The sequence below is a fragment of the Paraburkholderia sp. SIMBA_054 genome (assembly GCF_046534875.1).
GTDB classification, from domain to species: domain Bacteria; phylum Pseudomonadota; class Gammaproteobacteria; order Burkholderiales; family Burkholderiaceae; genus Paraburkholderia; species Paraburkholderia hospita.
Window position 1 is genome coordinate 1 of the sequence record NZ_JAWRXV010001518.1, and the last position, 243, is coordinate 243.

General features: G+C 54.3%; 1 pseudogene. It reads left to right on the forward strand.

Annotated elements, in window-relative coordinates:
- Positions 1-14 precede the first annotated feature (14 nt).
- Positions 15-243, forward strand: a pseudogene (locus SB822_RS60100) (MFS transporter); the annotation flags it as partial.

The window sequence follows — 243 nt, forward strand, 5'->3', positions numbered from 1 at the left end:
TGCTGAACGTGGCCATGATTCAACCGGTTCAGACCGTAGGTTCATACCTCGTGCTGGGATTCATGTACACCTTCCTTGTACGGGTCGCGAAGCTCGACCCGACATCGGCTTTACTCACAAACGGAGCAGCGATCGTAGTGCTTTCGTTCATGATCCCGCTTGGAGGGATGTTGAGCGACCGGTTCGGACGAAAACGTATTCTCACTGTTGGAGCCGCATGGATTGCGTTTGCTGCCTACCCTG